Genomic DNA, 24,953 nt, shown 5'->3' on the forward strand with positions numbered 1-24,953 from the left:
GATTATTAATAGTGCGTCAAACCGACGGATTATATACTGATGCTCGCATAAAATACAGGCTAGGTTAATCAGCGGCGACTTTCAGGTGATTCAAGCGAATCCCTAAAGCCAGCACGACTGCTAAATAAACCGCAGCCCCTGCACCAATTAGACCGGTTAACCACAATGCTCGATTGGCAAAAGTCCAATTCAACCAAACTGACATTTCTGGTAATAACCAAATTATGGTCGCTCCCATTGCTACCGCCGCCGTAATTAACTTAACAGCAAACACAAAGGTTAGCCGTGAAACACGATAAACCTGTTGTAAGTGCAAACCTCTGTACAACAAGGCCATGTTCACAAAGGCCGACAATGCAGTGGCAATGGCCAAACCGACGTAACCATAAAATGAAGCAAAAATGGCGTTAAATACCATATTGGTGATCATCGCTATAATTCCATAACGTACTGGCGTTTTTGTATCTTGGCGAGAGTAATAGCCGGGTGCCAATACTTTAATTAGCATGAAGTTGAGTAAGCCAGACGCATACGCCATCAATGACAACGAAGCATGCTCTACATGGTCAGGGGTGAATTCACCTCGCATGAACAAAACCATCAACATAGGTTTAGCCAACACAACCAAACCGACCATGGCAGGAATACCCAATAGCAATACCATGCGAACCCCCCAATCCATGGTGTTTGAAAAGCCATTACTTTGCGCATCTACGTGCTTTCGTGACAGTGCAGGTAAGATCACCGTCGCGATCGCGATACCAAACAAACCAAGAGGAAATTCAAGCAATCTATCGGAGTAATAAAGCCAACTGATCGACCCCGTTTCTAAAAAACTGGCAATGAAGGTATCAAACAACAGATTTATTTGACTGACAGAAACGCCAAATAAGGCTGGGATCATCAGAGTACGGATTTTCACCACACCGGGATCGCGCCATCCCCATTTAGGTTTTACCAATACCCCTTCTTTGATCAGAAAAGGCAACTGAAAAACAAACTGTACGAAGCCACCTAAGAACACACCTATCGCGAGACCAATTTCGGGTTGTGCTAACTGAGGAGATATAAACGCTGCCGAGCCAATGATCATGACGTTCAAGAACACTGGCGTAAATGAAGAAACGGCAAACTTGCCAAGCGTATTGAGGATCGCACCAGATAAGGCAACAAAGGTAATAAACCACAAATAGGGAAAAGTAATCTTGAGCATAAAGCTCGCGAGCTCAAACTTTGGTGCTGACGGTCCATCATTTAACCAGTCGATAAACCACCCGGCTCCAAATAGGGCTGTAACCACACCAGAGCCCAGCACGCCCACTATCGTCACTAAAGTAACAAGCACACCCAACGTGCCTGATACTTTAGCGATCAAATCACGAGTCTTATCTTTATCTCGAGCGGCATGATATTCAGTAAGAACAGGAACAAAAGCTTGGGAGAAAGCCCCTTCAGCAAACAGGCGACGAAGAAAGTTAGGGATTTTGTTGGCAAAGAAAAACACATCAGCGCTTGCCCCTGCTCCCATTAAGTTCGCCACAACAACATCACGAACCAAACCTAATACGCGAGAGACCAATGTCATCATACTGACTATCAATCCAGACTTGAGCAGTTTTTTACTCACAACAACCTCTTATAAAACAGAAAAACTGCACACCAAAAATAAACCCAACTTTAGAAGTCAATCAGCGTACATAATAATTAGCATTGGTTTCAAAATGCTGTTAGAATCCACGCCATCTTAACCGCGATGACCTTACCAATCCAAAGTTTGTTTGGCCTAGGTGGGTTTTTGCACAAATCAGTTGACATTTAAGCGTAAATGAGGGATATTCCTCGCCCTTAAATTGTCACCGAACTAAGTTTTTGGGAGTTAGACCCTTGGCAAACAGTAAATCTGCTAAGAAGCGCGCTATCCAAGCTGAGAAACGTCGCCAGCACAACGCTAGCCGTCGTTCTATGATGCGCACTTACATGAAGAAAACTATCACAGCTATCGAAGCTGGTGATAAAGAAGCTGCTACAGCTGCACTAGTTGCAGTTACACCGTTACTAGACCGCATGGCGACTAAAGGCCTTATTCATAAGAATAAAGCTGCTCGTCACAAGTCTCGTTTCACAGCGGCAATCAAAGCTCTTTAATTAGAAATTTGAATTAGTAAAAACCGACCTAGGTCGGTTTTTTTATGTCTGAAATATATGAAAATCTTCATTTTTGACTTCTATTATCGCAACATCCCCATTATTGCGATAACAGAAAAGCGTTACCTACGCTTCATTCTGACAATATAACCCGTGTAGCAACTTAATCATTTCTTGTACTTCATGACTGTTTAACGAGTAGTATACCGTCTGAGCTTCTTTTCGTGTTGTAACAAGTTCATCACGTCGCAACCAAGCTAAATGCTGCGATAGCGCAGATTGACTCAGTTCTAGTTGACTGCATAATTCTCCTACGGAGAGTTCATTATTATGTAGCAAACACAAGATTTGCAAACGTCTTTCATTTGCCATAGCTTTTAACAGCACAACAGCTTGAGCAGAATTCTGCTCCATTTCCTGTAAGTTCATTTACCAGCCTCCATGGGCCAAACTTAAAATTACCACTTATCTAGCCTTATTATTTTTTTTGTATACATGACTAGACCCCTTTTTCAACCAATACAAAAACGTATCAGCTAAACTTTTTACCTAGTTATTACTGGAATAAACTAGTGAAATCAGCATCACAAACATTCTTCACTGTGGGGTGTTGAATCATTCGCTCAGCAAAAATAACATAATACTCTTCTTTTAGATCCGTTACTTCACGAATTAGGTGTAGCGACGTGTCTTCTCCGACTTCGGACATATATAAGCTGGGAGCAAGAAAAATTGCATCTTGATGATAACGAGCAAAGGCTTTCATTAGCGCAACGTCATCAAATTCACCCAAAATATTGGGTTGCAAGCCTAATCGATCAAACCATTGAAGTACATTTCTTCCCATCGAGGTCCGACTTCCCGGGATCAGCAACTTATGATGCTCTAATAATGCGGGAAATGCCGTGTTACAGATCGCACGAGAGCTAAAGAAGCTCATACTGCATTCGCCTAGCTTCTTACTGTACAAACCCGGGCTTTGACTAGAATCCACTGGGCAATCAGAAATAATCATATCTAACTTATGCTTAGACAATTGCTCTAATAACAATTCATGCGTCGACTCAAAGCATCGCAAATGTATGCCATTATCTTCTGGAACTGTCGTCATTAAGATTTTACTAACTAATCGCTTAGATAACGCATCAGCAACGCCGACTTCAAATAAAATATTCGACCGCTGGCTGTAGTTCACAATATCGAGCATTTCATAGCTCAAACCAAACATTCTATCCGCATATTTAAACACTAACTGACCCAACTCCGTAGGCTCAACGCTGCGTCCGTTTCGCTTTGTCAGTTTGCCATCCATTCGCTCTTCTAGGGCTTTAATCTGACCGGTTACCGTTTGAGGAGTTAAAAAAAGAGCATCGGCAGCCTTAGATACTGAGCCTTGCTTACATACCATCCAAAAGTAATAGAGATGATTATAATTAAGGTGGGACATGTTCAAACTCGCTCACATAAAGTTGAACTATATGATAATCAATATCGCTTCAATAAACTAGACGCTCGGATTTTCCGAAACGTTATTTAATTATCATCGGTATTACCGAGCTTTTTATTAACAAGATGACAAGAGCGTCATGTTACAACCATAATCCACCGGCCAAATGTCTGTTTTATTTTACTATGACGATAAAAAACATCGTTTCATTGAAGTAAAAAACACAGTTAAAACAATAACTTAAAACACCCCGTCGTCAGCGGATTATTTAAATCGCAAAATCGGCAAAAAAAGCCCCTCTTACATAAAATTGTCATATAACTGAAATATTTCATCTCTAGTATCGCTTTCAGATTCACTAACCGACCTAACCTATTTAATAAAGGTCAACGGAGCAAACTATGATGAACCAAGCTACTACTGCAGCGGCACCGATTTCGAGCACTACTCGTTGGTTACGCTGGGCTAACTTGGCGTTCATGCTTTACCTACTATTACTTGCTGTATCTATGGTAGGAAGCGGTTTTAAATTAGCGACAGGAGAACATGCAAAAACTCTTTTTGAATTTGCGTCCCACCCTGTTGCAGGCCTAATGATCGGCCTAGTAGCAACCGCATTAATCCAATCTTCAAGCACCGTCACTTCTATTATCGTTGGCCTTGTTGCCGGCGGTCTTCCTGTTGAAACAGCCATCCCGATGATCATGGGGGCAAACATTGGTACAACGGTAACCAATACAATTGTTAGCCTTGGTCACGTACGCTGTAAAGAAGAGTTCAAACGCGCATTTGCAAGTGCAACCGTGCATGATTTCTTTAACCTTCTAGCGGTTTGTATTTTCTTACCACTGGAAATGATGTTTGGTATTTTAGAAAAAATTTCCCATTGGTTAGTATCACCAATGCTTGCGACTGGCGATATGAGCATGGGAAGCATGAACTTTATCAAACCTATTACTAAACCTGTTATCGGCGCAATTCAAGAGCCTCTAGCAGCATACGGTAGTGTGTTTGGTGGTGTCGCAATGATTGTTCTTGGTATTGCCACTATCTTCGTTGCTATTACCGCTATGGGTAAACTGATGAAGAGCCTAATGGTTGGCCGCGCTCGTGAAATATTGAAGAATGCCATCGGTCGTGGTCCATTACACGGTATCGCTTCAGGTTCCATCGTGACTATCCTAGTTCAATCGTCTTCAACCACAACAAGTTTGATGGTTCCATTGGTTGGCAACGGTGTATTAAAAGTTCGTGATGTTTACCCGTTCACACTAGGCGCAAACATTGGTACTTGTATCACCGCATTACTGGCTGCAACGGCTGTGTCTGGTGAGTACGCGGTATTTGCATTGCAAATCGCATTGGTACACTTAGCGTTCAACTTGCTAGCGACATTGCTCATCTTCGGCATTCCGTTCTTACGTGAACTGCCAATCAAAGGCGCAGACCTTATCTCTGATATGGCCGTTAAGAACAAATCAGTGGTTGCAGGTTACCTAATCGCGGTCTTCCTTGTGATGCCTGGTACGATTCTGGCTCTTACCGTTTAATTCATCGCCCCCAAAAGCGCTCGATTACAACCGGTAAAATAGAAAAGGCCCCAACACTTTGCAGTGTTGGGGCCTTTTGATTTAAGTACTAAAACCTTATCAATCTTAACCTAGTATCAGCACTCTGCTTTTACTTAGAGTTTCGAGCTTAGTACTTAGAACTTCACTTCCTACACAGAGAAAGGGTATTTAATTGCCTCGTGACACTCGTAGCCTTCCACCCAGAAGTCGTCCAAGGTGACCCAGGTTTCTAGATCTTCTAGAGATTTAATCTCAGGGTTAATATGGAAAGTGGCGCCTGGTAATGGCTCACGAGTAAGCTGAATGTCTTTCATTGGTGCGAGCTGGTCTTCATAAATGTGGGCATTTACGATTTTGTGGTAAGCAACACCAGCTTTATGGCCAGTGATCTGCGCCATGATGGCTAGGAATACATACACTTGAACCATATTGAAATTCAGCCCAAAGATTTTTAAACCCTAAAATATTTGCACAATTCACTATCAATATTAGTTTACAGATACAATATCTAGCTATGCATTTTCCATTATGCATAGCTATCAGATAAATTCAAAAGTATATTTCCATATCTTTGACATACCTTGAGAGGTCTCTTTCGCATACTTTTCACTAAATGGGTAAAGTACTGAAACATTTTTACCATCATACTCAGTCAAAAAAACGAGTCCCATCCCCAACACTTGGGGTTTAGTTGATAGCGGACAAAGATAAATATGTTCGTACTTATCCAAACAATCATTTTCTCGTATATAGGTTGATATTGCATTCGCCGTTTCAAATGGGTCTGAAGCAGGTGTAAAGATGGGCTCTCTAAGGTCTGTAGAACCAAAAAGTTCTTCTACGGCTATGGTTCTCAATATGCTTTCTTGGTACATATCCGCCCTTAAGGAAGGGAAACCAAGCAATGGTACGATAACTGAGTTTTCATACTGCTGACATACATTAGATATCAATTGGCTATCATAACCACACGATACAATCAGGAGATCTTTCTTCTGCGTTTGAGAGCTTGAGCCCTGATAACCAATAACTTGTCTAGTTTCGTAAAGAGAGCCTTCAGAAAACTTCGTATTCTCTTTCTTTGAATAATGCCCCGGCTCGCAGTACAGTACATCCACCTCCTGAAAACCATGCTTCTTGAAGTAGGCAAGTAGGAACAAAAGTTGGGCTCTCATAAACCCAGTAGCATCAATACAAATTCGACGAGTTTTATATTCTTTGATAGACAATTGTTTAATTATTGGTAGTAATTGCTGAGCCTCAGAGCCCCTTTCGACAGTAATTATAGAGCTATCCGTAGGGAGTTCACTCGCTTCAAAACCATACTCAGGGAACACCAGCCAACATTTTATATCCGCTTCAACTTTGTCGAAAACAGTGCTCAATCTATCGCTCAAGTTAAACGCCGAGATAAATAGATCCCATCTAGCCCAATCGTCAGATAAATCAAGTTCATCCTTGTAATACATGTAATAGTGCATTTAAAACTCCAGCCCCATCTGAATTGAGTCTTCTTCAATACCAAAAGGTGCATTTCGAGACCGCTCAAACTTAACCACTAAGACTTCATATTCTCTTTTTTTGTCTGTATCTACCAAAGACTCAAAATCATTCGTAGTGAATGATAGGGCTCCTCTACGACTAAGAGGTAAACCCCACTTAGGACACAGTAAGCTATTGATATGATATTTGTTAATCAACGCTTGAGAGTTCTTATCTTGTCGATCTTGCCCCCTCACGAGCACACCAGTCAACTCAGCCCATAACAGTACATCTCGAGAGCCTTGGGATAATTTAGTCGTATCGATGGTAAAGGACGACGCAGAACACTCTACAGGTTTATCTGCATACATTTCGATACGGAGTAACTCACATATATTATGCAAAAAATAAGAAACTTGATTCCCGAGCTTGCCTTCACAACCACATTCACTATGGAACCAATTGGAAGCTTCAAGTAAAGCAATGCGCTGAGATTGAATGGATATAAGACTATTACTAGAAAAAGGTGTCCTACCTTCAAAGACTTCTGTTTTATAGATATTTCTTAACACAGTTAGAATATGCCTTGGGAAGCCTGTTGTTGCTCTAAACAGGTTATCCAGCCCTAAGTATTGCTCTAAATTATTATGGTGCTTAATTCTCAATGACTTTGCTATATAATTATTTTTATAATAGCTGATTTTCTTTGCAATAGGAGACGACTTATCTGAATGGCCAGATATGTATTTTTCAGCATCTGACTTTAATTTGTCAGAATTTTCAATAAGATCTGAGACTCTAACCTCATTGCTAGACCAATGCTGAGAAAATAAATGTATTAGTGTTGACTCAATAAGTTCAGATTGATTGCAAGAAATATTTTTAATGATTTTTTCAACATCATCCTTTGGTATGTTTGTGCTTTCTATACTCTTTTTGAAGGATCTCATTTTTTTAGACAAACCGTCCCGGTTAAAATCTTTAGTATTAGTAACTTCAGAATAGTCTGGACTTTCAAAAAATGAATTAAGAAACTCTTTCTTAACCGATAGTTCACTTTCAAGTATATTTAAATGGCTCTTTTCAATCGAAATAAACTTTGCTTTACTCAATCTATTTAAAATAAGATTAATCGCAAAGCCTTCATAGTTTGAAACCTCACTTAAAAGATCATCAAGCTTAACAATTTCATACTCGTGACCTTCCCTATTCTTTTCACCAGACCCTAGAGTTTTAAAGGTTTTCATACCATAGCCTCGAGCACCAATGCGAAATGAGCAAGGTAGCTTTTTCTCTCTCAACAATGTATTTATATACACTTGTTGAGAATAGCTAATATTCTCCAGTTCATCTATAATATAAAGAAAAGTAACATCCTTTAAATAAGAGCTATATTCGGAAATTAATTTTGGAATACCAAAAATTAAAGATCCTCTTGCTGCTAGTACATTCACTTCAATATCTTCGATAAAGAAAGCATTACTAACCGCATAATCTACCTCTTTGGATAAACCAAGTATTAATTTCTTTAACTCGTCTAGTGTTTCAATATTATTAAATTGTTCACTATCTCCAGAGAATAAACCTAAAACATCAGAGCAGAAATCTCGCTGATTATCAAAAACTTGTTCTTTATTGTTGATATCTAACAGAGATTGAATAACTAATCCTGCACACCAAAGTTCGTATGAATATTGAAACAGTGCATTCTTCTTTTCTTCTTGAAATGGTAAGCTTTCAAAACGCTCTCCATTCAACCCACTAGCTTGGAAATACACACCAAAGTATCCATCTCTTTTAATGCCTTCTAATATGGAATCTTTATTTCTAATGCTCTGAGAATTATGGGAAAAGTACCTCATCAAGTGAGTTTTACCACTGCCTTTCCCCCCAATTATAAATTGAGAAACTTTGTGTGTAGGACAGAAAACATCAAGAAAGCCACCTTGAGGATTATCTACCCACTGTTCATTAATTTCACTATCATTTAAGTCATTAGCCTTAATGGTAGTAAACGGGTTTCTTTCTAGTAAATCCATTTTATCCTCACTAATTATACTTAAAGCCATATTTTTTATGGTAACGTTTAAAGAGAGGTTCCCAGTTATTTTCTCCCCAAATTATTGGAAGAGTGTTATCTGGAGTATTGTGTGTAAATCCAAGTAATAATTGGCTTCCCTTATAACCTAAACAATGTTCACCTCCGAACAAGTTAATTCCATACTTTTCACAAAATGTTTTAGCAAATTCTTGGGATATAGGAAGGTATTCTTCATTTCTAAACTGTCTTGCGCCATCAGAAAAGCATTTAAATGTCTCATCCAACTCAAAAATGCAATCAACCAAGTCAAAGTCACTTTCTCTTCTAATATTCTCCATACCTTCGACAGTTGAGAATAACGTGAAATAGTAGACCTCAACATTAGGATCAATAGCTTTCATTTCCGATACTAATTTTTTAGAGTATTGAATAGCTTGAGTGCCACTCCCACATACATCATCAAGCAAAATATACCTTTTAACTTCAGGTTTATTCATCTTCAAAGATACATTGCCATCTCCATCACGATCAAAAGATAATATCTCATGACTATGCATAAAGTCATCTTTACCTAATTCATTTTCCTGCCTAAAAAAGTAAAGAAGATGAGTTCCACTTTCAGAAGGGTTCCCTATCCCTAAAAACCTAGTAGCCTTCAATTCGCTTAGTATTTCAGACTCAATTACAGCTATATCTTTTACATTATCGTTTTTCTTTCTCACATTTTGGATAAGAGGTTTGAAAAACTTATCTCTGTACAAAGACGTGAACTACTCGCAGCTAAAGCAGCGAGCTTCTAAGATAACAACCTAAGCCGCTAACTTTTCTTTTTTGACGCTTCGTTGGACACCGCTAGTCGAGCTTTTGGCTCGGCTAGTCTTACGATTGCCTCCACGTCCACTATCTGACTTGGTTCTTAGAACCCCATCGCCAGACAACACCGTTCCAGTGTCTAATATTAGATTAATTGCCCGTTTCTTAATGACCAGTGATGCGTTGTTATCTGCATTGTCAGAATTTCCACAGTTACCGCACACAAATAGTTCTTGTGAGTCTCGGTTGTCGGGGTGAGTGTGACCGCACTTGGCGCACTCCTGACTGGTGTAGGCTGGATTTACTTTGAATACGGCTTTTCCTGCTTGGTAAGCCTTGTATTTGGTGTACGTTTCTATGATGTGCCAACCAACGTTTAAGATGGACTTGTTTAGCCCTGCCTTTTGCTTGGCTCTGTTTGACACATATCGGCCTTGTTCGTCCTGCTTTGCCTTTGGCTTGCGCGTCATACTTGAGGTTCGTAAAGCCTCGAACACAATAACCTTTGCTTTGCTATCGACAAGCTCGCGGCTTGTCTTGTGGGCGAAATCGTTACGGATATTCGCCTTTTTAGCGTGGTGCGTAGCAATGCGGTACTTGGTTTTATTTCTGCCATTTGAGCCTTTAGTTTGACGCGCCAATTTGCGTTGTAATCGCTTAATGTAGCGATCAGCTTTGGTCATGTTCTTTTTCTGGTTATCGCCTTCTTCGTCAGAAAAGTCGAACGTCATAGAGCCAGCGTGTACAGGGATAGCCACACCACGGTCTACGCCAATGGTGTGTTCTTCCAGATATTCTTTTGTTGAGCCTTGCAGGAATGCTAAGTGTTCAGCATTGCTAGGTAGCTCTGACTCATCCTTGCCGTTCCCATAGCAGAAAGACACATAATATTGACCACGCTCTTTGCGCACATAAAGCGAGTTTGGGATCTCGAACTTACTATGAGCCTTAAAAGATAAGTAACCAATATTATTGGTCTTCGTACCGATAAATAGGCGTAAATTGCCATCTTCGCAACGGTCGAAGCGGAACACTTCACGAGTAAGGTAGATACTTCCGCGATCAGTCTTAGGTTTGCGCTTAGGTCTCCCACACGCGCCTTTCATGAACTTTTGGTAAGTCTGATACCAGTTAACAGCACTGTTGCGGATTATCTGGCTAGGACACTGATAGAGCCAAGGTGATAGCTCTTTAGATTTGAACTGCGATGCTTTCTGATCAATAGGGGCATAAGTGCCAATTGGATAATACTTACGCGCAAAAGTACGGTAATACCTTTCTTCATCGACTTTGGCATTCCAAATACTACGCGCACAGCCCATCCACTGGCTTAGTACCAGTTTTTGATTTGGTGTAGGGTTAGCGCGTAGCTTGATGCCAGTTAGCATGATAGTTCCATTGGTTGTCATTCGCAGCGAATATTATTACACTTAATGGTAAATTGTCAATCAAGTCTATGGTTAATATGTACGAATGGAGAACAGGCAGAAGCTGCCTTTTTAAGAACAATGCGCACCTAGTCTTTGTTACTAAATATCGTAGAGGTGTTTTCACCAAAGAGATGTTGGATAGAACCAAAGAAATAATGAAGGAAACGTGTAAGCAAATGGATTGTGAACTATTAGAGTTCGGTGGTGAACATGATCACGTTCACTTGATGGTGTCTATTCACCCGAAGGTAGCTGTATCGAACTTGGTTGGTAAGCTGAAAGGGAAATCGTCATACATGCTAAGGCGCGAGTATTGGGAGCGCATAAAGACAATGCTTTGGGGTAATCACTTTTGGTCGCCTAGCTATTGTGTTGTGTCATGTGGTGGTGCGAGTTTGGACGTTGTTAAACAGTACATCGAAAACCAAAGTACACCACCAAGTGAAAGCGCCGTAAAAACGTCACGCGCTTTAAGTCAGAGAAAAGACTAGTTACCTCTTGCTTGACTCGCCCTTAAAAGGGCGAGATTGCGCAAGCATAATGTTCAAGAGCTCTCGAATCTCCCTAGCTCCGAAGTACATGAAATTACTTAGTAGATACATCGCGTGTGCTTGCTCACACTCTGCATCCTCATGCGAAGATTCAAAATTATCCAACCAACGAGAGAGATTTCCACGATTTACTTTACTTTCCCATAGGCTCTGAGAAAGTCGCATAATCTTTATATCGAGCATCTCTTTAAAATTAAACTCATTCATTTTTTAAAAACCAGTATCCATTCTGAATTTATAATACTTGCTGTTTTATTTCTTTTAGTCATTAATCCTCTAGAATGAATATCATCAACTAGAACCAACTTTGTAGAAAAGCCTAACCTTTCAGCCAATAGCCTTATGTATTTCTGTGTTTCAAACTTTCTACCACAAACTTCATTATTGCCAATAACAATGACACAGTATTTATCTTTCTTTAAAACTCTATACATTTCAGAGATTGCACTTTCCATCTCTTTTAGGTAATTACTGTTTATATGTGATCTAAGAGGGTTTTCCTTCTCAACTTCATCAAAAAAAGCATCAATATCAGCTAAGCCAAACCTTATAGATTCGATATACTCTGACTTACTGTAATGCTCCCTCCCAATGTTTAGTTTCTCATAGTCCCTTAAGTTTTTTTCTTCACACAAGCCTAGCCAACCCAAACTCAATGAAGACGAACGAATATACTTCTGAGCACCTGCATAAGGTGGGGAAGTCACAATAAAATCAACACTACTTGGCTCCAGAAGATCAGCTTCGTTGTCTAAGCTTTTAGTTACTCTCCTAGCATCCTCTGAAACAACCTGAGCCGTAACATCATCACCATAAACCTTTTCCAGTAATGATATTCTATTTATGTTCTTATCTACCTGACTACCAAATAACTTAATAACATCAACACCTTGCAACTCTACTAGCTTATCTGTCAATCGATTTTTTATATCAGTATTAACATACTTCTCAGGCTTGATTTTTACTGGAACACTCAAGTTAGGATCTGCATAACTGACTTTTTTAACTATGCTTGAGAAGGTAGCCAAAAAAAACTCTAGTTCTTTCCCTGAACAGATATCATTTATAGCTCGGTACAACTGAGACAATTGCTTGATTGTACTTTCAGAGAACCAATGCTCCACATTAACAACATTAAGCGGAATAACCTTCCTAAGCCTCTTAGATTTCACAATTATCGAAGCTTTTGTTTTTTGTAGCTTCCCAACGTCCTGCCTAGTTGTCTTTACTTTAGCGATCAATCTCGCAAGTGGATTTGCATCACACCCAATAGCTCTATGACCAGCAAGTAGCGACTCTAGAAGTACTGTTCCAGAACCGCAAAAAGGGTCTAGAACCAAACTCTTAGTTTCGGGGAGGAGTATCTTTGAGTTGAGAAAAAATATAGGTATATGTTTGATCAGCTTAGCTGGGTAACTATGGATATAGTGAGTATAAGAATCAGAGTAAGGTACCCAATCAACTAAATCTCTAAAATTAACTTCAATAGGTTTTTTTTCTTCTTCGTATGCAAGGAAGAACGCAGCCAACTCCTGATCAATTCTATAGCTATTACATCCACTCGAGCCCATAAAGCTCTTGTTGATAAGTGCGGATGCTTGATGAGTTGTTTGTGTCGTCATTAAAAGTAAGGTCACTATTAGTTAATTAGAGTAGCTACAATGCTTTGATCCAAGGTAAAGCATCTAAGCCATACAAAAAGGTAAAATAACATTATATCATGCGTATACGAGTATTGAACGCTCAAATAATCAAACTAATACATATAACCAATAAGCCGTATCCGCCCCATGAACCCACGGGGTGAGATAATTAGTGCTTGAAGTTCTAGGGCAACAGCGAATCAATATTAGGCTCTGGTTTCGCTAACTCTTTCATGCACTTGAGCAAGTAATTATAGAGGATAAGACCGTTCGCTTTTGCTGTCTCGATGATACTTTAAAGAATGGCACTCGCTTGAGCACCGTTGGCGTTATTTGAGAACAACTTGATTAAGAAGCCGATATAAAAGCAGAAATGACTCGTTGCTTAAAGGCTCCTAGCCTGAGCTCATCGAAATCGTTGTAATGCCCATATGAACAAGCTTCGGTGCTGATAGCACAGCCCCAATTCAAATTTGAATTACTCTCATTGTATTCGCTTAAAAGAGCCATACACTGCAAACTTGTATGTTTTGAATCGGCTTCAAACTCGATTATGTTTGCAATATTTGTAAATACACATGACTCTGGAATATCTTGTTCAATCCTTTCTGCATACTCAATCAGGCTTTGCTCAGCAAAAGTGAATAACCATGCCTGCTGCTCGTCAGTGGAATTCACTCGAAGGATTCGTCCAAGAACTTGCCTGAAGTATAATTCTGTTTTGACCGAGCTCATGTGGCAACACACTTGAAGGCGCGGAATATCAGTACCCTCGCTAATCATTCCAACGCTAACGATCCACTGGCTATGGCCTTGCCTGTAACGTTCAATCTTAGCTAAAGGTTCTTCATGCTTATAAGTCACAATTGAGACCGATTGTGCGTACTTTTCAGAAAGAAGCTTTTTAATTGTTTGCGCATGCTGAATTGAGGCCGCGACAACTAAACCTCCTGTATTTGGGGTGTGGGTTCGGATTTCTGCAAGCTTCTTACAACCTAACCCAAGCAGGTACTCCATTGCATCCTGATTATGAATGACGCTCTGATAAGAGGTCTTAGTCTGCTTAATCATTTCCAGTATCGAGGAAAACGATTCTGTCTTTTCATCATTGGCCACTGTCAGGTGTTCGTTATCGACCAAAACAATCTTTGGTGCCCTGCAAACCTTGTCAGTAATTGCTTGCTTGAGCGTATATTGATAATCAACGAGCATCTTTCCATCAGGGTCGCTGTACTCACCCAAAACAATCGGTAAAGAGTCCGAACGCCATGGCGTCCCTGAAAGCGCAAGGGTATACGTTGCTAGCCCTTGAATCTTAGTTAGGACTTGTTGCCCCCAAACATTCGCATTTTCAATTTCAGTACCAGAGCAATGATGAATCTCATCAAAGACCACAAATACTCGGTGATTACGCAATGTCTGCCAAAATTCATCGTTGAGAAATTGAATTGCTTGATAGGTAAGAGACTGTCCAATAGAGCCTAATCCACCATTAAAGGTACAATTAAGGATCTGTGAAAAGGTTTGTTTAATTCCATCAGAGACCGTTAAAGACGGAGCAAAGCACAGAACAATATCGACCATATCTTCTTGCAGCAATCTTGAAGCGACCGTAGCAGCCAATACGGTTTTTCCGGCCCCTGGCGTTGCTTGGCAGAAGAAGTGCTGTTGATGTGAACTGTATTTATGTAATGCCTTTTCTGAGCATTCTGCCTGCCACTGCCTCAGCATGATGAACTGTTCTCTGAAAGTGCTTTAAGAACGTTCGTTAGTGCATTCACTCTTCCTAATAGCTGTGCAGAATTTTCTCGCGCTTGCTCAAGAAGTGGCGTTAGCTTTGGTTCCAGTTCAGGAAAGCGACTACAGGTCGATTGATACTCACTAATTTCCCCAAAGACTATTTCTAGCTCACCTTTGTATTGGTTGCGCTCACCTCTTAATACCGAGTAGTCAGACGAAGCTGAAATGGTAACGTTAGTGTTTTCTAACACCGTATCGGCTTGAAGAGTTTTGAATAGGTCAGTTTGAAAGTAGCGTTTCTTTTGCCCTGAGCCTTCACTTCTAAGCCAATTGTTCTTCATAAAGCGTAAGATTTGTCGGTAAATCTTACGACGAACATCATCTAGATCAACGTAGGAGTCATTAATAGCAACAAATGCATCTCTTAATTCAACTACCAAGAAACCATCCATCTCTCTTTCAATCAATAGCTTGTGCATTTCATCACTGATTTTCAAAAAACGCTTCATGTACCGGTCACACCACTTAAATACTAAGAATTGCTTAGTATACAGAAATAGATAAAACTAAGAAAATCTTAGTTACCATGAGATCAGAGACATGAAACTCAAGTGCCATTCGAAAACCCAATTCCAATACGGCTCAAAGAAGCTCGTAAAAAAGCAAAACTCTCGCAAAAATCGTTGGGAGTGTGCATAGGTATGGATGAAAGCTCAGCTAGCCCTAGAATGAATCAATATGAAAAGGGCAAACATACGCCAGATGTCAGAACCTTAAAGCTATTGGCTGATGAATTAGGCGTGCCTTTAAGTTTCTTTTTCTGTGAAGATGAAAGTTCTGCGGAAATAGCGTGCCTTGTTGCTCAAATGACGGAAGAGGAAAGAAAGGAACTTATCTTGTCATTGCTCCAAAGCAAAACCTGAAATCTAGCAGCATTTCCTATGCCTAGAGAACGATTACTCTAGGCATTGATAACCTATTCCGCAATAATTCTATCCGTTAAATTCAACTCTAGAATACTTCCCTGTAGTAAACCATCGAGCTCAACATATTTACTCTTCAAATTGGCCAATTTTCATCAACACGCTAATGAAAATAAGGTATATTCCCCTTTAATTATCTAAAAACATTCAGCTATTGAACAACTGATAAAAGCACTCATTATTATCACTGGCTTTCAGTAGCTTAGCGATCAACAAGGCATTCAAAACATGTTTGAACAAGTATTTAAAAACGTCGACGACATCTTTCACAAAGACGCCGGCTGTTCTTCTGAGCTCGACTACACAGAGCAATCATCATGGATGCTGTTTTTAAAATATCTTGATGACCTTGAATTTACCAAGTCGCAAGAAGCGGAAATGATGATGGAAACCTACGAGTACATCATCGAGGAGCAATATCGTTGGAGCAACTGGGCTGCGCCTAAAGATGCTGAGGGTAAGTTTGACCATAACAACGCCTTAACCGGTGATGATCTGATGGATTTTGTCGACGGCCAACTGTTCCCGTACCTAAAAGGATTTAAACAGCGTGCTAATAACGCCAACACCATTGAATACAAAATTGGTGAGATTTTTAGTGAGATAAAAAACAAAATCCAAAGTGGCTATTCACTGCGTGACGCATTGGAAAAGATCGACGAATTACGTTTTCGCTCGCAGAAAGAAAAGCACGAGCTGAGCCACTTATACGAAGTCAAAATCAAGAACATGGGTAACGCTGGTCGAAATGGTGGCGAATATTATACGCCGCGCCCATTAATCCGTGCGATGATCGATGTTGTTCAACCTAAAATCGGTGAAACCATTTACGATGGTGCAGCAGGGTCAGCTGGTTTCCTATGTGAAGCCTTTGATTACCTACGTCAAGGTGGGCGAGACAAAGTGAAGCTTAGTACGACAGACTTAGCGACACTGCAAAACGATACGTTTTATGCCAAAGAGAAAAAGTCACTGGCGTATGTTATCGCCATCATGAACATGATTTTACACGGAATTGAAGCGCCTAACGTATTACACACCAATACCCTGTCTGAAAACCTGCAAGATATTCAGCCGAGTAACCAGCACAGCATCATACTGGCTAACCCTCCATTCGGTGGTAAAGAGCGCAAAGAGGTTCAAGAGAACTTCCCAGTCCAAACGGGTGAAACAGCATATTTATTCTTGCAACACTTTATTAAAATGCTCAAACCTGGCGGCCGCGCTGCGGTTGTTATTAAAAATACCTTCCTAAGTAATACCGACAATGCCGCGATTAAACTGCGTAAGGAACTACTAGAAAATTGTAACTTACATACGGTGCTTGATTGCCCAAGCGGTACGTTCTTAGGTGCGGGTGTAAAAACCGTTGTGCTGTTCTTTACCAAAGGCGAACCGACTTTAAGTACATGGTTTTATCAGCTTGATGCCGGCAGAAACTTAGGAAAATCTAACCCATTAAACGATAATGATTTGAAAGACTTTGTGGAGTTACAGGCTGAATTTAAAGAAACAAAAAAGTCATGGTCCATTAAGAAGTCAAACTTGAATCAAGAAACATTAGATCTTCAAGTAAAAAATGTTAATCAAGAGGAGGAAAAACCGCTTCGTAGTCCAGAGGAAATAATTTTAGAAATATCTAATCTTGACGCTGAGAGTAAAGTAATAATCGGCAATATAGAGGCGCTAATCAATGGGTAAATTTGAAAAACTGGGAGATGTTTGTGACTTTATTGGAGGCTCGCAACCGGCTAAATCAAATTTCGTTTATGATTTAACTGGCCTAGATAATTCTGAATATGCCCGCCTGATACAGATCAGGGATTATAAGTCGGATAAACATATTGTTTATATCCCTAAATCTAGCACTAAGAAATTTTGCAAAGTAGATGATGTAATGATTGGTCGTTATGGGCCTCCAGTCTTTCAAATTTTAAGAGGTCTTGAGGGGGCGTATAATGTTGCTCTAATGAAAGCTATTCCAAGATCGGACTTACTTGATAACGAATACCTTTTCTACTTTTTAATGTCCCCAAGTATTCAAAATTATATTATTAAGCTGTCTGAGAGGGCCGCGGGGCAAACTGGGGTAAATAAACCGGCCCTACATGGCTTCCCTATTCTTGTTCCTAATATCCCAGAACAAAAGCGCATTGTGGCATTACTCGATACCGTGTTTGCCGACTTAGAAGAAACACGCTCTAAAACCGAACAAAACCTAAAAAATGCCCGCGAGTTGTTTGATAGCTACTTACAACAAGTGTTTAGCCAAAAAGGTGAAGGTTGGGAAGAACTAGCCCTAGAAAATTTAGTAAGTGAGGATTGCTCTTTATCATATGGAATAGTTCAACCAGGAGATGATTTCAATGATGGGTTACCCGTTGTTAGACCTACTGATTTAAAGACTGATCTTATAACTCCAGATGGCCTGAAGCTAATAGACCCTGTTAAATCTGAAGCTTATAAAAGAACGGTTTTACAAGGTGGTGAATTACTAGTGTGCGTAAGAGGAAGTACTGGCATTACCTCTATAGCATGTAAAAGTTTAGCTGATGCAAACGTAACAAGAGGGATTGTTCCTGTCCGTTTTAATCCAGAATTAATTTCGGATAGATTTGGTTATTATCAATTTATATCCCCTTTAGTCCAAAGCCAAATTAAGGATGCCACATACGGTGCAGCCTTAATGCAAATTAACATCAGGGATTTTCGAAAAATCAAAGTAAGTACTCCGTCAATAGAAGTACAAAAGTCACTAGTAAATAAATTGGATAGTATAAGACCCGATCTAATAAGAGCTGAAGAAATATACAAGCAAAAACTATTAGCTTTAGACGAACTAAAAAAATCCATTTTACACAAAGCCTTTAGTGGGGAATTAACCGCAGAGGCTAAGTAAATAACGGTCAGTATTTTTAACACAGGTCAATGGCATGAGTAGAAACGAATCTGAAACCCGTGCTGAGTTAATCTCGCCTAAACTGACTTTAGATGGTTGGGGTAAGGCTGACCACAGTATCATTCGCCGTGAAGTGAGTATTACTGCTGGGCGTATTTTGGGTGGCGGTAAACGTGGCTCAAAACTCAGTGCTGATTACGTTTTAGAGTATCAAGGCCGCAAGCTTGCGGCAGTTGAGGCTAAACGTGAAGGCTTAAGCTATACCGAAGGTGTGCGCCAGGCAAAAGACTACGCCGAGCGTTTGCAGTGCCGTTTCGGTTATGCCACCAATGGTCATGACATTTACCAAATAGACATGCTGACGGGCGAAGAACAGCCCGTTGATCGTTATCTGAGCCCAGAAGAGATGTGGGCGATTGCCTTTAATGGTGAAGATGGAAAGAGCGAACCTGAGTTCACGAGCACTTGGCGTGAAAACTTTGCAAAAATACCGTTTGAATGCAAAGGCGATTGGCAACCTCGGTACTACCAAGAAAACGCCATAAACCAAGCGTTAGAGGCAATTGCACAAAGCAAAGACCGTATTCTGCTAACCCTAGCAACAGGAACGGGGAAAACCTGTATTGCGTTTCAACTGTCATGGAAGCTATTTCATAGCCGTTGGAGCTTACAAGCCGCTAAGAACCCAAGTAACGCTAAAAAACGTCCACGTATTCTGTTTTTAGCCGACCGAAATGTATTAACCAAGCAAGCCTTTAATGATTTTGGCGCTTTTGGTGAAGATGCCGTCGTGCGTATTACCCCAAGCGAAATTAAAAAAGCCAAGGGTGTACCTAAAAACGCCAGTATCTTTATGGCAATTTTCCAAACCCTAATGACGGACTCTGCAAATAAACACAGCTTGAATGCAGAAGAAGTTGAAGATGAAGATGAAGATGAAGAATTTGAACAAGCGGTAATAACAGATACAAGCAATTGTAACTTCAGACAATACCCAGAAGATTTTTTCGATTTTATCATTATTGATGAATGTCACCGAGGCGGAGCGAATGATGAGAGTTCGTGGCGCGATATTCTTAACTACTTTGCACCAGCGGTACAACTTGGCTTAACCGCGACGCCAAAGCGAACCGACAACGCTGACAGTTATAAATACTTTGGTGAACCAGTTCATAGCTACACCTTAAAACAAGGCATTAACGATGGCTTTTTAACGCCTTTCAAAGTGTACCCAATTGTCGGCACTATGGATGAGTACATCTATACCCCTGGGGATGCAGTTACCTTTAAAGGTGAACCAGAGCCAGGGAAAGTGTACAAAGAGAGCGACTTTAACCGCATCATCACCATGCCTCAGCGCGAACAAAAGCGTGTGCAGTATTGGATGGATCATATCAATCCCCATGAGAAGACAATCGTATTCTGTGCCACTCAGGAGCACGCAGGCATGGTTCGAGATTTAATCAACCAATATGCATCCAAGAAAGGTTGGACAAAAAACCCAAGTTACTGTGTTCGCATAACGGCGAACGATGGTGCTGCGGGTGAGAATGATCTACGCACATTCTGTGACAACGAAAAAACGATTCCGACCATCTTAACAACCTCTCGTAAGCTATCTACTGGTGTTGATGCTCGTAACGTTCGTAACATTGTATTGATGCGTCCATGTAACAATATGATTGAGTTTAAGCAGATCATTGGCCGTGGTACGCGCATGTACGATGGTAAATCGTTTTTTACTGTATATGACTTCGTAAAAGCGCATCATAACTTTTCTGATCCTGAATGGGATGGTGAACCATTACCACCAGAGGAAAAACCCGAAGAAGAGCCTTGTGATATTTGTAATAACAAGCCATGTAGTTGCTTATGCGAAGAATGTGGCTTCAATCCATGTAATTGCGAACATGAGACGCCTCCAGAGCACTGTAACGAATGCCACTGCAACCCTTGCCAATGTATCACCGAGCCTTGTAATAACTGCGGAGACACCCCTTGTAGTTGCGAAGAAGGTGAGAAAGAAGGGAAACCAGAGAAGATATTCATTACTCTAACTGACGGCAAGGTGCGCCAAATACAACACATGAAAAGTGTATTGTTCATGGGTGCTGACGGCGACATGCTCACCGCTAAACAATTTGTTGAGCAACTGTTTGGTGATTTACCGCGATTTTTTAACAATGAAGATGAGCTACGTGAGATCTGGAGTAACCCAAGCACCCGTGAAAAGTTATTAGCTGATCTGCAAGAAGCCGGTTACGACGATGAAAAGCTCGACAACATGAAGGAAATTATCGACGCTAAAGACAGCGACGTTTATGACCTGTTTTCTTTTGTCGCTTACGCCAGAGAAACCCATACTCGAAAAGAACGCGTCGCAACTGCGAAACCTGGTATATCCAGTGAATTCACCTCTAAACAAATCGAATTTATTGAGTTCATCTTAGATAAGTACATTGAGGATGGCGTTCAAGAACTGGCCGCGAAGAAAATGCGTAGTTTGGTTGAGCTTAAGTACGACACTATAAGTGATGCTGCTGAGGTGTTTGGCTCACCCATGGCTATCCGTGATACGTTTGTTGGGTTTCAGAAGTATTTGTATGAGTAGAGGGAATTTACAGCTTATGCGACTCAGCAAGATAAATTTATGGCATTCCGTTTTAGTGAGAATACCACCTCACTGACAGCGCTATTTTGGAATACATAGTAGATTAATAGCAGAATGTGATAACATTTTGGATAGAAAAAACACTTGGTGGAATACAAAATGAACAATGGAAACAGTCAATATGAGGACTTGTGTAAGCGAGTTATCAATGAAGGTGTTTGGGTTAAGAACGAAAGGACAGGCAAGCGCTGCTTAACCGCTATCAATGCAGATTTAGAATATGACGTTGCCGCTAATGAATTTCCACTAGTAACAACACGAAAAGCTTTTTGGAAAAGCGCCATAGCTGAAATGCTAGCCTACTTACGTGGCTATGATAACGCTGCCGATTTTCGTAAATTAGGCACTAAAACATGGGATGCTAACGCTAACCAAAATGAAGCATGGCTCAATAACCCACACCGTAAAGGTGAGGATGATATGGGCAGAGTATACGGTGTTCAGGGACGTAAATGGGCAAAACCTGACGGTGGTTTTGTCGATCAATATAAGAAGATTATAGATAACCTAAGCAAAGGGATTGATGATAGGGGTGAAATCCTAAACTTCTATAATCCTGGTGAGTTTCACATGGGTTGTTTACGGCCTTGTATGTATAGCCATCACTTCTCAATACTTGGCGACACTCTCTATTTAAATAGTACTCAACGCAGCTGTGACGTCCCACTTGGATTAGTATTCAATCAAATTCAAGTAGCTTGGCTACTTCAAATCACAGCCCAAATTGCAGGATTAAAAGCCGGAAAAGCGTTCCATAAGATCGTAAATGCTCACATCTATGAAGACCAAATAGAGCTAATGAAAGAGCAAGTTAAGAGAGAACCTTTTTCCGCACCAAAACTTATTATTAATCCAAAAATCAAGTCGTTAGAAGATTTAGAAACATGGGTTACTATGGATGACTTTGAGGTTGTTAATTACCAGCACCACGAACCAATCAAGTATCCTTTTTCAGTTTAGTTTTAATACGGTAATGGGGCTTCAAGCCCCATTTACTTACTCACTTGTCTTAAGTATATTCTCTAATAGTACAACCCTTTCCTCAAGGGATTTTATTAATTTCCGCTCCTTTCTAAGCTCTGCTTTGTGCCATTCAAGGCTGTCATAATCACGTGCAGAACGAATTCTTAACTTCTCTAAGTCCCTTTCTGATTCTGAATATTTAGTAAACCAATGCAAGATCTCTAGCTTTGACTGATCTAATAAACCTTGCAAGTTCTCTTCTTGTTTCTTTTTAGTAACTTTGGTTCGGTTTGAATCTTCATCGCGCTGCTTTGTTATTAGCTCAATCTCAAGGCCGACCCAATCCCTAGAACCTTTTCCACCCAGGGTATTACGATGAAGCCCTGTTAACTTGGATACTTGAGCTTTGGTTGCTTTCAAGTTTTTGTCTTGTCGAATTGCATCTAACGCAGACCAAATCTTATCTGTATTTTTATCGTATTTTTCTTGGTTCTTTTGATCATACTCAGCCATCAGATCAATGCCTCACCTAAATACTCTAATACTCTTTTTGCCTCTTCAATTACTTCAACTATCTGATCTTGTCTGTCTTCGTACCCCTCAGCACCGATCAATTTTAGATTAGAAAGATATATTTCACGCCATTTCGGGGCATTAGCTTTAGTTACTATGGCATTGCAACAACGGACTGGATTACACCTTAATCCACCGATACATGGCAAGGTTTCATCAAAATTTTCTGCCCCACCAAAGCAATAGCCACTACCTACATTGATGATCGCCAAACCTTGTTTAACCATTGCTTCATATATTTCTTCTTCTGTATAACCTGCTTCCATGCAACCATTAAAGTACATTTTTATTTTTGATAAATGTTCGTCGGCTTGTCCACCCATGTATTTTCCGTTCGGATCAAAATTAGCTTTAACCGCTTCTAATTCAGCAATGTGCCTAAAGTTTAAGGTTTCTTTCTGAACACTTGATAACTGATTAGCTATACCACCATAACCAAGTGTTGTTTCGCTAACTTGACCTTTACGTACAAGTTCATCTGTTGCCGAAACGATATGTTTAAGCTGATAAGAAATGACAGGTAATCCAACATCGGATCTATACATTTGGTGCGCTAAACTGTGTCGAAATAGATACCCACATAAATTACTATTGCTGTCCTTTGATGATATGCTTGTTAATACCTCAAATGCCATTCTAATTGTATGACTAAGACATGACATAGGTGTATTTATCTCATCTGGAAATGATGTATTTACACTACCAAAAACATACGAATTCTGAAAAACCTTTCCTCCTATCAACCTAATGACTTTGATGGCGTCGACCATAATTGGTATCGCTACCCAACGATCATTAAACAAGTTCCATCGATTGTCTCTCCCCTTATGCTCCTCAGCGGAAATAGTTTTGTTATTTAGATTCAGACAACCATCAACCTTTAAATCTGAATACACATTGGGTCTTGCACCCATCAGAGAAGCGATCACCCATAATGCTGAATAATACACCTCATTAATTGCAACTCGGAGAGATTCCAAAGAGCTAATATCTTGCCGTAAGCGAGCCCCCACTTTCCACTCCGTCGGCTCATAACCTGCCAAATCAAGGCTTGTTACTTTATTATCAGGGAAAAGTACGTTGATCTTAGCAAGGGAGTAACCATTCTTATACAAACGATAAGCACCATAGTCATCAAAGTTTTGCTTTGAATAAGGAAACTCTTTATATGTTTTTGCAAGCACCTCATAGTATTTCACCATTATAGGGTCATTCACCTTTTCGCCAACAGTATATAAAAATCTCACTACATTAAATGAAGCTTTCTTAAGCGCTAAATCAAAGGTTTTTGTTTCAAGGTAAGAGAGTTTTTCTTTATTCTTACGACCGTTTTTTTTACGTCCTAGTTCATACATTTTTTTAAAGTGTGGTAGTCTGCCTGGCACTCAATGCCGATTAACTCTTTAGCTTTATGATTTCTTAAATAGCCAAAAAAATACTTATAACTATTGTATAATTTTTTATCAGACGATATTTTTAGTTTAGTCTTTTTTACCGCATCCTCAAAATCTAGCAACGAGATATCAGAAATATTACTATAATGCTCCTTCACATACTCTTTACCTAGTCGCCCCTCTACTTCATTAAGTACAAAATCTAAAAACGCAAGCCCATCTTTAATTACACCAATGAATGTATTCGGCTTTATCTCGTTTTTTTGATGACCAAAATCCTTTGGTGTGGTATAAATATTCAATAGTAGGCACTTTATCTCAGTAATGATTCCAAGTGGGATATGTGTATAAGAACCAAAGTTGATCTGAACATGTGACATCCTAACAGAAGCTGAACGATTGGCTGACTCCGCATCGAAGTCCCACAACATATCACGAAAGACACTCTTCGCTGATACTGGCAGTAGTGCGAGCTTAACAATATAAGGCGCAATACCTTTATTTTCTTCATGAAAACCAACTTTGTTTAAGAACGACAAATTAGAAAGAACATCTGTAAAATGTTTATTTATTTCCTGTAAATGTTCGAATTCTTTACGTTCCATTT

The 24,953-nt window shown here is 40.0% G+C and carries 22 protein-coding genes and 2 pseudogenes; 8 read left to right on the plus strand and 16 right to left on the minus strand.

Annotated elements, in window-relative coordinates:
• Positions 1-64 precede the first annotated feature (64 nt).
• Positions 65-1,627, minus strand: a complete 1,563-nt coding sequence (gene murJ, locus VTAP4600_RS11975; RefSeq protein ID WP_102523004.1) for a murein biosynthesis integral membrane protein MurJ — start codon at positions 1,625-1,627, stop codon at positions 65-67.
• Between the two features lie 257 nt (positions 1,628-1,884).
• On the opposite strand from murJ, the gene rpsT reads away from it, so the two are divergent.
• Complete coding sequence (gene rpsT / locus VTAP4600_RS11980) at positions 1,885-2,145, plus strand: 30S ribosomal protein S20 (protein WP_102523005.1); 261 nt, start codon at positions 1,885-1,887, stop codon at positions 2,143-2,145.
• A 126-nt stretch (positions 2,146-2,271) separates the two neighbouring features.
• On the opposite strand, the gene VTAP4600_RS11985 is transcribed toward rpsT, so the two are convergent.
• Positions 2,272-2,574, minus strand: a complete 303-nt coding sequence (locus tag VTAP4600_RS11985; RefSeq protein ID WP_102523006.1) for an ArsR/SmtB family transcription factor — start codon at positions 2,572-2,574, stop codon at positions 2,272-2,274.
• Positions 2,575-2,701: 127 nt separating this feature from the next.
• A complete protein-coding gene (nhaR, locus tag VTAP4600_RS11990; protein WP_102523007.1) occupies positions 2,702-3,592 on the minus strand; it encodes a transcriptional activator NhaR in 891 nt (296 codons plus the stop codon).
• A 401-nt stretch (positions 3,593-3,993) separates the two neighbouring features.
• Here nhaR and VTAP4600_RS11995 point away from each other — a divergent pair, with 401 nt between their 5' ends.
• On the plus strand, positions 3,994-5,142 hold the full coding sequence (locus VTAP4600_RS11995; protein WP_331813002.1) for a Na/Pi symporter: 1,149 nt from the start codon (positions 3,994-3,996) through the stop codon (positions 5,140-5,142).
• 170 nt (positions 5,143-5,312) lie between these two features.
• On the opposite strand, the pseudogene VTAP4600_RS12000 reads toward VTAP4600_RS11995, so the two are convergent.
• The 5 genes and pseudogenes from VTAP4600_RS12000 to VTAP4600_RS12020 all read right to left on the minus strand — a co-directional run.
• Positions 5,313-5,606 (minus strand): annotated as a pseudogene (locus tag VTAP4600_RS12000) (thymidylate synthase); the annotation flags it as partial.
• A 96-nt stretch (positions 5,607-5,702) separates the two neighbouring features.
• Positions 5,703-6,644, minus strand: a complete 942-nt coding sequence (locus VTAP4600_RS12005; RefSeq protein ID WP_102523009.1) for a hypothetical protein — start codon at positions 6,642-6,644, stop codon at positions 5,703-5,705.
• The gene (locus tag VTAP4600_RS12010; RefSeq protein ID WP_102523010.1) at positions 6,645-8,684 is read right to left on the minus strand and encodes an ORC-CDC6 family AAA ATPase; all 2,040 of its coding nucleotides are present in this window, start codon (positions 8,682-8,684) and stop codon (positions 6,645-6,647) included.
• Between the two features lie 10 nt (positions 8,685-8,694).
• Positions 8,695-9,447 (minus strand): phosphoribosyltransferase-like protein, encoded by a 753-nt coding sequence (locus VTAP4600_RS12015; protein ID WP_102523011.1) that lies wholly within the window; start codon positions 9,445-9,447, stop codon positions 8,695-8,697.
• A 48-nt stretch (positions 9,448-9,495) separates the two neighbouring features.
• Positions 9,496-10,887, minus strand: a complete 1,392-nt coding sequence (locus VTAP4600_RS12020; RefSeq protein WP_102523012.1) for an RNA-guided endonuclease InsQ/TnpB family protein — start codon at positions 10,885-10,887, stop codon at positions 9,496-9,498.
• Between the two features lie 68 nt (positions 10,888-10,955).
• On the opposite strand from VTAP4600_RS12020, the gene tnpA reads away from it, so the two are divergent.
• Complete coding sequence (tnpA, locus tag VTAP4600_RS12025; RefSeq protein WP_102522283.1) at positions 10,956-11,420, plus strand: IS200/IS605 family transposase; 465 nt, start codon at positions 10,956-10,958, stop codon at positions 11,418-11,420.
• Here the strand turns inward: tnpA and VTAP4600_RS26775 are convergent, their stop codons facing one another.
• From VTAP4600_RS26775 to VTAP4600_RS12050, 5 genes and pseudogenes are all read right to left on the minus strand, one after another.
• Positions 11,421-11,687, minus strand: coding sequence for a phosphoribosyltransferase-like protein (locus VTAP4600_RS26775; protein ID WP_102523013.1), 267 nt, complete (start codon positions 11,685-11,687; stop codon positions 11,421-11,423).
• Positions 11,684-13,102 (minus strand): DNA methyltransferase, encoded by a 1,419-nt coding sequence (locus tag VTAP4600_RS12035; RefSeq protein WP_102523014.1) that lies wholly within the window; start codon positions 13,100-13,102, stop codon positions 11,684-11,686. The genes VTAP4600_RS26775 and VTAP4600_RS12035 overlap by 4 nt, the downstream gene beginning before the upstream one ends.
• A 205-nt stretch (positions 13,103-13,307) precedes the next feature.
• Positions 13,308-13,466 (minus strand): annotated as a pseudogene (locus tag VTAP4600_RS12040) (transposase domain-containing protein); the annotation flags it as partial.
• A gap of 5 nt (positions 13,467-13,471) precedes the next feature.
• The gene (locus VTAP4600_RS12045) at positions 13,472-14,854 is read right to left on the minus strand and encodes a DEAD/DEAH box helicase (RefSeq protein WP_102523015.1); all 1,383 of its coding nucleotides are present in this window, start codon (positions 14,852-14,854) and stop codon (positions 13,472-13,474) included.
• Complete coding sequence (locus VTAP4600_RS12050) at positions 14,848-15,360, minus strand: VspR family transcription factor (protein WP_269459949.1); 513 nt, start codon at positions 15,358-15,360, stop codon at positions 14,848-14,850. The genes VTAP4600_RS12045 and VTAP4600_RS12050 overlap by 7 nt, the downstream gene beginning before the upstream one ends.
• A 114-nt stretch (positions 15,361-15,474) precedes the next feature.
• On the opposite strand from VTAP4600_RS12050, the gene VTAP4600_RS12055 reads away from it, so the two are divergent.
• The 5 genes from VTAP4600_RS12055 to VTAP4600_RS12075 all read left to right on the plus strand — a co-directional run bounded on the left by VTAP4600_RS12055 (position 15,475) and on the right by VTAP4600_RS12075 (position 22,376).
• Positions 15,475-15,786, plus strand: coding sequence for a helix-turn-helix domain-containing protein (locus tag VTAP4600_RS12055; RefSeq protein WP_102523017.1), 312 nt, complete (start codon positions 15,475-15,477; stop codon positions 15,784-15,786).
• 288 nt (positions 15,787-16,074) lie between these two features.
• On the plus strand, positions 16,075-17,547 hold the full coding sequence (locus VTAP4600_RS12060) for a class I SAM-dependent DNA methyltransferase (protein ID WP_102523018.1): 1,473 nt from the start codon (positions 16,075-16,077) through the stop codon (positions 17,545-17,547).
• Positions 17,540-18,745 carry a restriction endonuclease subunit S gene (locus tag VTAP4600_RS25955; protein WP_172443119.1) on the plus strand — a complete coding sequence of 402 codons (1,206 nt, stop codon included), beginning with the start codon at positions 17,540-17,542 and terminating at the stop codon, positions 18,743-18,745. The genes VTAP4600_RS12060 and VTAP4600_RS25955 overlap by 8 nt, the downstream gene beginning before the upstream one ends.
• A 34-nt stretch (positions 18,746-18,779) precedes the next feature.
• Entirely contained in the window at positions 18,780-21,356 is a 2,577-nt protein-coding gene (gene hsdR / locus VTAP4600_RS12070; protein WP_102523019.1) for an EcoAI/FtnUII family type I restriction enzme subunit R, read from the plus strand.
• A 159-nt stretch (positions 21,357-21,515) separates the two neighbouring features.
• Entirely contained in the window at positions 21,516-22,376 is an 861-nt protein-coding gene (locus tag VTAP4600_RS12075; RefSeq protein ID WP_102523020.1) for a thymidylate synthase, read from the plus strand.
• A gap of 36 nt (positions 22,377-22,412) precedes the next feature.
• On the opposite strand, the gene VTAP4600_RS12080 is transcribed toward VTAP4600_RS12075, so the two are convergent.
• The 3 genes from VTAP4600_RS12080 to VTAP4600_RS26265 are packed head-to-tail and all read right to left on the minus strand — an operon-like array spanning position 22,413 to position 24,951.
• Entirely contained in the window at positions 22,413-22,892 is a 480-nt protein-coding gene (locus VTAP4600_RS12080; protein WP_102523021.1) for a hypothetical protein, read from the minus strand.
• Positions 22,892-24,307, minus strand: coding sequence for a hypothetical protein (locus VTAP4600_RS12085; RefSeq protein ID WP_231897799.1), 1,416 nt, complete (start codon positions 24,305-24,307; stop codon positions 22,892-22,894). Before VTAP4600_RS12085 ends, VTAP4600_RS12080 begins: the two co-directional genes overlap by 1 nt.
• Positions 24,295-24,951: a hypothetical protein gene (locus tag VTAP4600_RS26265; protein ID WP_231897800.1), complete on the minus strand. Its 657-nt coding sequence runs from the start codon at positions 24,949-24,951 to the stop codon at positions 24,295-24,297. Before VTAP4600_RS26265 ends, VTAP4600_RS12085 begins: the two co-directional genes overlap by 13 nt.
• Between the last annotated feature and the right edge of the window lie 2 nt (positions 24,952-24,953).

It is taken from the genome of Vibrio tapetis subsp. tapetis (assembly GCF_900233005.1).
GTDB classification, from domain to species: domain Bacteria; phylum Pseudomonadota; class Gammaproteobacteria; order Enterobacterales; family Vibrionaceae; genus Vibrio; species Vibrio tapetis.